This window comes from Pseudomonas sp. TAE6080 (assembly GCF_018732265.1).
Lineage (GTDB): Bacteria > Pseudomonadota > Gammaproteobacteria > Pseudomonadales > Pseudomonadaceae > Aquipseudomonas > Aquipseudomonas brenneri.
Genome location: NZ_JAHIDY010000004.1, coordinates 191,252 through 199,436, shown reverse-complemented (window position 1 = coordinate 199,436; position 8,185 = coordinate 191,252). Strand labels below are relative to the sequence as shown.

The following is an 8,185-nucleotide window of genomic DNA, read 5'->3' as shown; positions in this document are numbered from 1 at the left end:
CCGGTAGCCCCGCTCTTTTTCAAGAGGGGTGTCAGATTAAGTCGAGACTTCTACAACTGAGCAACGCATGGACCTTATCGCCGAAGGTATTGATGTAGCACTTCGCGTTGGCGCCATTGAACAAGATACGTTGATTGCACGCTATATGATCAGCTATCGACATCAACTCGTTGCCAGTCCAGCCCTGCTTGAGCGCCTGGGCGAACCTCATATACCTGATGACCTGCTCAGGTTTCCTTGTGCAACCTGGTCAAAAGACTCCAGCATGCGCAGCCAGTGGACCCTGGGTAACCAGACTCTCGAACCTGCTGCCATCGTTACGACAAACAACTACCTGCACCTGCGCAACTGCGCACTTAATGGCGACTGTATTACCGAACTCCCCCCCTTTCTGGCGGTACAGGCCATTAAAGAAGGCAGCCTGCGGTCAGTGCTGGACAACTACCCAATGCCAGAAAACCCTGTGCATTTGCTCTATCAGTCTCACCGTCACCCTTCGCGACTGGTGCGCGTCTACCTGGACTTCTGCCAGGAGTATTTGCAGCACTGGTGCCCTTCTTTGGCTAAACCGTCACCCGTCACACACCCACAGGCTGAATCTACAACCCGTGAGCGTGTTGGTTGTTAGACCAGAGTCAGTACTTGCTTGAGGGTCTTGCGCGGTTTTTGTGGCCAGTTTTCAGCCAGTGCATAGCCGACAGCAATCAGCATCACAGGCACCTCGGACGAGGCCAGTTGGAACTCACGGGCAACTCCGGCCGGGTCAAAGCCGATCATCGGGCCTGAAGCCAACCCTTGCCCCTGCGCTGCCAGCATCAAGGTCATTGCACACAGTGATGCCGAGCGAATGGCTTCATCACGCTGGAACACCTCATTGCCTTCGTACATTCCATTGGCCATGGCAACCCAAGTGTCGAAAACCGAACGCTCGATAATGCCTTGTTCAACCGATGGCAGCAGAGCATCCGGCAAGCCTTTGTGTGGGGCCAGCGTTCCGCAGATGATAAAGGTAACGGCCGCATCGGCGATTTTGGGCTGCTCATAAGCAACTTTTTTCAAGCGCTGCTTGGCCTCGGCCGTGCGCACTGCAATCACTTTCCAGTTTTGCGCATTGAATGATGAAGGGGCCAGCGTGGCGAGACGAACCAACTCTTCGATTTGCTCATCCGAGAGCCGACGGCTCGTATCGAACGCATTCGCTGAGATTCGGCTTTCGATCAATTCGCTAACATTTTTCATGACACTTCCCATTGGCTGTTATGACGCGATAGACCCGCAAGCCGCCACGTTAAAGTGATCGCACTTACGGCCAGTCATAATCCACCCCCGAGCGACTCCATGAGAATACTCACCAATGAGATGCGGCCTCCCATGAGTCAGAGGCTCATTCGGGCTTATCGAGCCATTGGCCAGCTTAAATCGCAGACAAACAAAAACGCCGATCATCACTGATCGGCGTTTTTGTTGAATATGGAGCGGGAAACGAGACGTGTACTAGGACAGTAAGTCGTTGTTTCCCAAACACTTTCTTCGTTGGACTGGCCAGCGAAGACCTCAATTGTAGCCTTGTTTTTCGTCCTCGGCAACAAATTCGTCCAAAGAGTTCCACAGACGTCCAAAGAGCTGCACTCAGTACACCAGACCCACGATCGGTACATCGTCGTAGGCGACTGCCTCGAACTCATCATCCACGCCCGGTTGTCTGCCCCGCATCCATCATCGTGAAGACGATCAGGCAGATGGTTCTGGTGATGGCACAGGTCGGATGCTGGGAACGCCTGCACCACAACTCACAAGGACCTTCTGCTCAAGCTCCTTTGAAAGAACGCGCACGCTGGCCACCGCGTTTCCGCACACGATTCTTTGTCGATATATCAGGATGACGGGGCAAGCATGACAGACGCGGGTTTGCTGCGTCCGGCTGGACATTCGACGACGATTGCGGCCCCTTAACGCCTCCTGAGACCGCTGGCATATCAGGTCATACCTAGACGGTTTTGCAGAAACCGTAACTTCTCACGACCCTGATAGCGTGAGCGTCACTGTCGAGCCTACGTCCCGATGCTCGACCTTCTAATCGATGAATTTTTGCACATCGAGCACACGACGACTACCAGTTGCGCGAACTGGTGAGCAGTATTCAAACCACATGACGAAGCGGCCTTCGGTGCCCACTTCCTGCACAGACGACAGGCCGACCATGAGGTCGGTGACAAAGGAGTCGGTCATGTAGTTCTTCTCCTGGAAGGAGACGGAGCATGCACGAGAACAAGAATGATGCACCAACATCAAAGGTGTTCTATCGCCCGATCGAAGCGTCCATCCGCTGGGCCGGGCTGCTGCGATACGAGCAGGTGATCCTGGCTTCGATTTCGTCGCCAAGGCGCCTGCCGCAGTCGTTGGACTGCCCACGTTGCGCCGAGCTGAGACTTTGCACCGAACGTATCTTCGACGGCATCCTCAATGGAGAACTGCCCTTCGGGCAGAACGGCATCACGACGCGCGATTCCACGCTGATCGACTCCCCTGATCTGACGGTGCGCCACGTCGATCTGAAGCGCTGGATGCGCCAACACTATCCCGAGCAACGACCGGGCTTCCTCTTCTCCCGAAGCGAGCGCATCACCCATCCCTTCATCTCGCTGGAAACTGGGCAGGCGATGCTAGTCGAGCGCCTGGCCCTGAAATCCACCTTGGACCAGTACAAACGCCAACTGCATGAGTTGCAGGAAAAGCACGGGGCGCTTCTCAAGCAGATGGCGCCCTCTGCTGGCGCACAGTGCCTGATCAGTGATCGCGCCGAAGCCACCTACCTGAACATTATCGGCAGCATGCTGGACCTGATGCTCGGCCAGTCGCCTTCGGGCGTGCCGTACTCCAGCTTCAAGACGCAGGAGGCGGTGGTCAGTGCATTGGTCGCCCATCACAGCGGCGCCATGGGGATCGCGGAGCGGACGCTAAACGGCAAGTTCGCCACGGCCAGACGCCGGCTGCGTAGCGCGACAGTCTGAGGTTTTCCATCTTGTATGTGCAATCGCGGAGATTGCATTTGCAATGTCTTTTCCCATCCATGTCTATTGAATGGAGGTCACGCCAACAAACGCCACTGAGCGTTCAGGAGTGACCGCCATGTCGCAAACACCTGCACTGCCCGCAAGCGAGCGCCGCATCCTGCGGCTTGATGAAGTCGAAACCAAGTCCGGTTTCAAACGCGCCCACATCTACAACCTGATGCGCAAAGGCTTGTTCCCGAAGGCGCTGCGCCTGGGCGTGCGCGCGGTCGGCTGGGACTCCATCGAGATCGATCAGTGGATCGCCGAGCGCGTCAACAACCGGGCCTGACCCGTTCTCCAGCGGACTTCCCATCCTCACACGGAGAACGCCATGCAGGTCGTATCCATCATTTCAACAAAAGGTGGCGTCGGCAAGACCACCACGGCCGCGAACCTCGGCGGGCTTGCCGCCGACGCGGGGCTGCGTGTGCTACTGCTCGACCTCGACGTGCAGCCCACCTTGTCCTCGTACTACGAGCTAGGTCACCGCGCACCTGGTGGCATCTACGAGTTGCTGGCCTTCAACGAGCGCGACCTCGGGCTGCTTGTGTCCCGCACGATCGTCGCGGGCCTGGACTTGGTGCTCTCCAACGACCACCGAGGCGAGCTGAACACCTTGCTGCTGCACGCGCCGGATGGCCGCCTGCGGTTGCGCCATCTCTTGCCGGTCCTGGCGCCTCTCTATGACCTGGTACTGATCGACACCCAAGGCGCGCGATCGGTGCTGCTGGAGATGGCGGTACTCGCCTCCAACCTCGCGCTGTCGCCCGTGACCCCGGAAATCCTCGCGGCGCGCGAGCTGCGGCGCGGCACCATGCAGTTGCTCGAAGACATTGCGCCCTACCGGCACCTGGGCATCGAGCCTCCACCTCTGCATCTGCTCATCAATCGCGTCCACCCTGTGTCAGCCAATGCACGGCTGATCCAGCAGGCCCTGCGCGATCTTTTCCAGGACCATGCCGGCATCCGCGTGCTGGCCACCGACGTGCCGGCCATCGAGGCGTATCCGCGTGCAGCTACGCGCGGATTGCCAGTGCATCGGGTCGAATACCGCCAGCCGCCGGGCAGAGTCGCCCCCGCCGCGCTCGACACCATGCGCGGCCTCGCAGACGAACTATTTCCGCAATGGCGGCACCGATTTGCCATGGTGTCCGGCCGTCCGCCACACCCTCTTGATGCCGGGAGGTTCCATGGCGAACGCACATGAGCTTGCCCGAGGCCACAAGCGGCTTCGCGCCCTGATCGAGTTCGCGGTTGGCGAAGGTTGGCACGTCAAACGCACGCCTGGCGGCCACCTCAAGTTCACCAAGCCTGGCTGCGCCGCGATCTACACCAGCTCGACGGCCAGTGACCACCGGGCGACCCTGAATGCCCGTGCGCAAATCCGCCGCGCCGAGCGCGAGGCCCGATACCAAGCGCAGGGAGGCGGCCATGGCTGAGATCACCTCCCAGCAGATGGCTGGCAAGCTGCTCGCGGCCGGGTTCGAGCGCAGCGGCCCGTCAGCCTCGACCTTGAGCGACCCGATCGCCGACACACCCATGGTCGTGACCCTAGATCAGTTGCGCCCCTACGACCACGATCCCAGGAAAAAACGCAACCCGGCCTACGAGGAAATCAAGGCGTCCATCCGCGAGCGCGGTCTGGACGCGGCGCCGGCCATCACTCGCCGACCAGGTGAGGACCACTACATCATCCGCAACGGCGGAAATACGCGGCTGGCGATCCTGCGCGAACTATGGTCAGAGACCAAGGACGAGCGGTTTTTCCGTATATCGTGCCTGTTCCGGCCGTGGCCCAGCCGCGGCGAAGTCGTCATGCTGACCGGCCACCTGGCCGAGAATGAATTACGCGGGGGCCTCACGTTCATCGAGCGCGCCCTCGGCGTCGAGAAGGCACGCGAGTTCTACGAGCAAGAAAGCGGCACTACCTTGAGCCAGTCCGAGCTGGCCCGCCGCCTCGCTGCCGATGGCTTCCCGGTACAACAGTCGCACATCAGCCGCATGAACGACGCGGTGCAGTATCTCCTGCCCGCGATCCCCACCGTGCTCTATGGCGGCCTCGGTCGCCATCAGGTCGAACGCCTGTCGGTCATGCGCAAAGCCTGCATGCTCGCGTGGGAGCGCTACGCCAAGGGCCGCTCCCTGGTTCAGGACTTCGACGAATTTTTCCAGGAAGCGCTGTCGCAATTCGACGTCCAGGCCGACGAGTTCTCCGCGCAGCGCGTACAGGACGAGCTGATCGGCCAGATGGCCGAGTTGCTGGGTGTCAATTACGACGTGCTCGCCCTGGACATGACCGAATCCGAAAGCCGGCAGCGCGCCTTGATCAGCGACCCAACGCCGCCCTCGACGCCGCCTGCGTTGCCGGAGCCGGAGTCGGAAACCATCGCGCGCCCAACTGCCAACACCGCGCCACCCACCGCAGGGGCTGCATCGGCAGCGCCGCCTGCAGGCCGACCTGCGCGCGAGAGCGACACGGATACCAGTCAGGCGGGTCCGGCCAGCCCTGCGGCGGGGAGCGATCTGCTTCGGGAGCACATCGTTTCGCCGGCACCGACGACCGAACGGCTCCAGTCCATCCAGCGCATGGTCGCCGATCAGTTGGGCGATGCGCTGCCTCCCGACTTCTCGGCGAGCGTCTTGCAGTCCATCCCCGTGCAGGCTGGCGGGCTCTATCCGATCTCCGATGTCTGGTACATCGATCCCGGCTTGGATACTGCCGAGCGCTTGCGCATCCACATCGCACAGTTCGCCCGCGAAATCGCGAGCGAGGCAGACCTGGACGAGTGCATTGATGACCGTGCAGAGGGTATCGGTTTCGCCTGCCGGGCCCGCACCCAAAGTCCGGCGCCGCTGGGCCGTTCCGTCCTCGCATTGTTGGCGTGCCTGGCCGGTCAGCGGCCCGCCGACGTCGGTCTGCACGACGGGCAAATCGTCATCGACCTGCCGGCATTGCTGCACGGCCAGGGTGATGCGGCCCAGCGATTGAGCGACACCGCGCTGGTCAAGCTGTTCCGGCTGCTGCGGCTGGCCCGGCGCCTGCTCGATCTTGAAGCCGGCGCTGCGGACCTTGGAACGTGAGCGAGGGAGGCCAGCATGTCCGCACCACACCCACTCAACCAGGCCGTCATCGCGCAGGCCCTCTATGACCTGCGCAATGGGCAACTGCGCCGGTGCAAACTGATGGGGTTTGGTGAGGAAGAACTGGACGCCCTCAAGCATCCCGCGCTGATCAGCGTGCTCGCCAACGCCAACGTCTCCTGGTGCTCGGTGACGGTCAACCGCGAAGTGCTCCGGCGACTACTCAAGCAGGCGCAGGACGTGGAGAAGGAAATCGCCACGGTCGATCGCATGCTCAGGCTGGGTGCGAGCACCGAGATGGTCAGTCGGTTCTATGGCCTGACCCACCAAGAGGTGGCGCTTCGCCGCGAAATCCTCGGCCTGCCCAAGCGCAAGGGCCGCCACCCCGTGCTGGACGAGAAACAGGACACGGATCTGTGGCGGCAATGGAAGGCCGTGACCGGCAGCAGGAATGTCGATCTCGAAGACGAAACCTCCATTCTCGACGCCGCCATGGACTTGGCCGAAGGCATGTCGCTGCCTCTGTCGGTGGTCTGGGCCTCGATCAAGAGCTGGGTCGATCAAGGATTGGGTTGAGCCATGGCCGTGGACGACACCGCACCACGCCGTGGCCCCGTCGCACTCGCGGACCTGTTCGACGCCGCCTTGAAAGACCTCGTGCCCAAGCCCAGTGCGCCAGCACCTATGCCTGCGCCGACGCCCGCCACGTCCGGCGATGCCTTCCTCTTCAGCGGCAACCGGCATGAGACCGTGCCGCGGCGACTGTTCCTCGACCGTCGCCTTACGCCGCTGGAGCGCAACGCCTGGCAGGTGTTCCGGCTGATGCTCAACGACGATGGCGTGACAGCCTTCCCGACGTATGAGCAGCTTCGACCCTGGCTGGCATCGATGCCCTGCGCCGGGCAGGCCTCGCATGAAACCGTGGCCCGAGCGTTGACGCTGTTGCGCCTCACCCGATGGTTGAGCCTGGTGCGGCGACGGCGTGACCCCAAGACCGGCCGCATCCTCGGCAACCTCTACGTTCTGCACGATGAACCGCTGACGCCCTTCGAGGCCATGCAGCTCGACGCCGACTACCTGGCACTGGTCAGCCAGTCCCTCGGCCATTCGGCCAAGGCCGTCCAGATGGTCGGCCTGAACACCCTTAAGGAGATCGCGGAAGATCCGCTGCTCTCCGGGCGCACATTGCCGTCGCGGCTGCAGGTTCTGGCAGAACGCCTCGCCAGCCAAGGCATCACGGCCGCCGCAAGTTATCCACAGGAGGACGCCGCCCACGATTCCGAAGAAGGAGTATCGAGCCTTCTTCGGAATGCGGATGACCCATCTTCGGAATCCGAAGCAGGGGCGAAACCCGTGCCAAACGCCTCTCTTCGGAATCCGAAGCAGGCCCGTACAGTACGTAGTAGTCGTATTAATGAAGTACGTACTACCGCGCAGGCGCGCGCGCTGGGCGATCTGCAATGGCCCAAGCGCTTCACGGAACTGAAGGCAGAGCAGCAGACAGGTGCCAGGGTGGCATTGCAGCAGGTTGATGCCGCGCTGAGACAGGCCGTGCTGGACGAATGGGCCACACGATGCAGCAGTCATGGCATACGCAATCCTGCGGGGTATCTGTTCGGCATCATCCAGCGCGCCATCCATGGCGAGTTCAATGCCTGGGCCAAGAAAGACGCGCCATCGGCATCCGTCCCACCAAACGAGCGACCACCACCAGCACCGCCACCTCAGCCGCAGGGTAAGCCAGTGCCGCCAGAAGTCGCCAAGCAGCACATCGAGCGGCTACGCAATCTGCTCGCCAGCAAATGAGTCGGCATGCCAGGCGGTGAAACTAGATGCCCATGGCCGCCAGTAGAGCTATCCCCTGGGGATAGTTCCGCTGCTGGGCACAACGCCAAGCTGTCGCAGGCCTGGGATCGACCATCTGCCGCAGCATCGGCGTTGTCCCCCCTGATCTCGGCGTGCAGCGTTCGTTAGCGCTCCATGGAGCTATCCCCTGGGGATAGCTCGCGCCGCATGCAACCGCCACGCCCTAAACCGGGGCCCGCCGGGAT

The 8,185-nt window shown here is 61.5% G+C and carries 9 protein-coding genes and 1 pseudogene; 8 read left to right on the top strand and 2 right to left on the bottom strand.

What is annotated here, in order from left to right:
* Nucleotides 1-55 precede the first annotated feature (55 nt).
* Nucleotides 56-628 (top strand): annotated as a pseudogene (locus tag KL786_RS05630) (substrate binding domain-containing protein); the annotation flags it as partial.
* On the opposite strand, the gene KL786_RS05625 reads toward KL786_RS05630, so the two are convergent.
* Nucleotides 625-1,239, bottom strand: a complete 615-nt coding sequence (locus KL786_RS05625) for a nitroreductase family protein (RefSeq protein WP_090412759.1) — start codon at nucleotides 1,237-1,239, stop codon at nucleotides 625-627. The pseudogene KL786_RS05630 and the gene KL786_RS05625 overlap by 4 nt on opposite strands.
* A gap of 834 nt (nucleotides 1,240-2,073) precedes the next feature.
* On the bottom strand, nucleotides 2,074-2,229 hold the full coding sequence (locus tag KL786_RS05620) for a hypothetical protein (protein ID WP_019726331.1): 156 nt from the start codon (nucleotides 2,227-2,229) through the stop codon (nucleotides 2,074-2,076).
* A 29-nt stretch (nucleotides 2,230-2,258) separates the two neighbouring features.
* On the opposite strand from KL786_RS05620, the gene KL786_RS05615 reads away from it, so the two are divergent.
* The 7 genes from KL786_RS05615 to KL786_RS05585 all read left to right on the top strand — a co-directional run bounded on the left by KL786_RS05615 (nucleotide 2,259) and on the right by KL786_RS05585 (nucleotide 7,940).
* On the top strand, nucleotides 2,259-3,011 hold the full coding sequence (locus KL786_RS05615; protein WP_019726332.1) for a hypothetical protein: 753 nt from the start codon (nucleotides 2,259-2,261) through the stop codon (nucleotides 3,009-3,011).
* Nucleotides 3,012-3,129: 118 nt separating this feature from the next.
* A complete protein-coding gene (locus KL786_RS05610) occupies nucleotides 3,130-3,342 on the top strand; it encodes an AlpA family transcriptional regulator (protein WP_009459729.1) in 213 nt (70 codons plus the stop codon).
* A gap of 42 nt (nucleotides 3,343-3,384) precedes the next feature.
* Nucleotides 3,385-4,260 carry a ParA family protein gene (locus KL786_RS05605; protein ID WP_009459727.1) on the top strand — a complete coding sequence of 292 codons (876 nt, stop codon included), beginning with the start codon at nucleotides 3,385-3,387 and terminating at the stop codon, nucleotides 4,258-4,260.
* On the top strand, nucleotides 4,244-4,492 hold the full coding sequence (locus KL786_RS05600) for a hypothetical protein (RefSeq protein WP_019726333.1): 249 nt from the start codon (nucleotides 4,244-4,246) through the stop codon (nucleotides 4,490-4,492). The genes KL786_RS05605 and KL786_RS05600 overlap by 17 nt, the downstream gene beginning before the upstream one ends.
* Entirely contained in the window at nucleotides 4,485-6,134 is a 1,650-nt protein-coding gene (locus KL786_RS05595) for a ParB family protein (protein ID WP_009459725.1), read from the top strand. The genes KL786_RS05600 and KL786_RS05595 overlap by 8 nt, the downstream gene beginning before the upstream one ends.
* A 15-nt stretch (nucleotides 6,135-6,149) precedes the next feature.
* A complete protein-coding gene (locus tag KL786_RS05590; protein ID WP_009459723.1) occupies nucleotides 6,150-6,710 on the top strand; it encodes a DUF2857 domain-containing protein in 561 nt (186 codons plus the stop codon).
* Between the two features lie 3 nt (nucleotides 6,711-6,713).
* Nucleotides 6,714-7,940, top strand: coding sequence for an STY4528 family pathogenicity island replication protein (locus tag KL786_RS05585; RefSeq protein WP_009459721.1), 1,227 nt, complete (start codon nucleotides 6,714-6,716; stop codon nucleotides 7,938-7,940).
* Nucleotides 7,941-8,185: the final 245 nt, after the last annotated feature.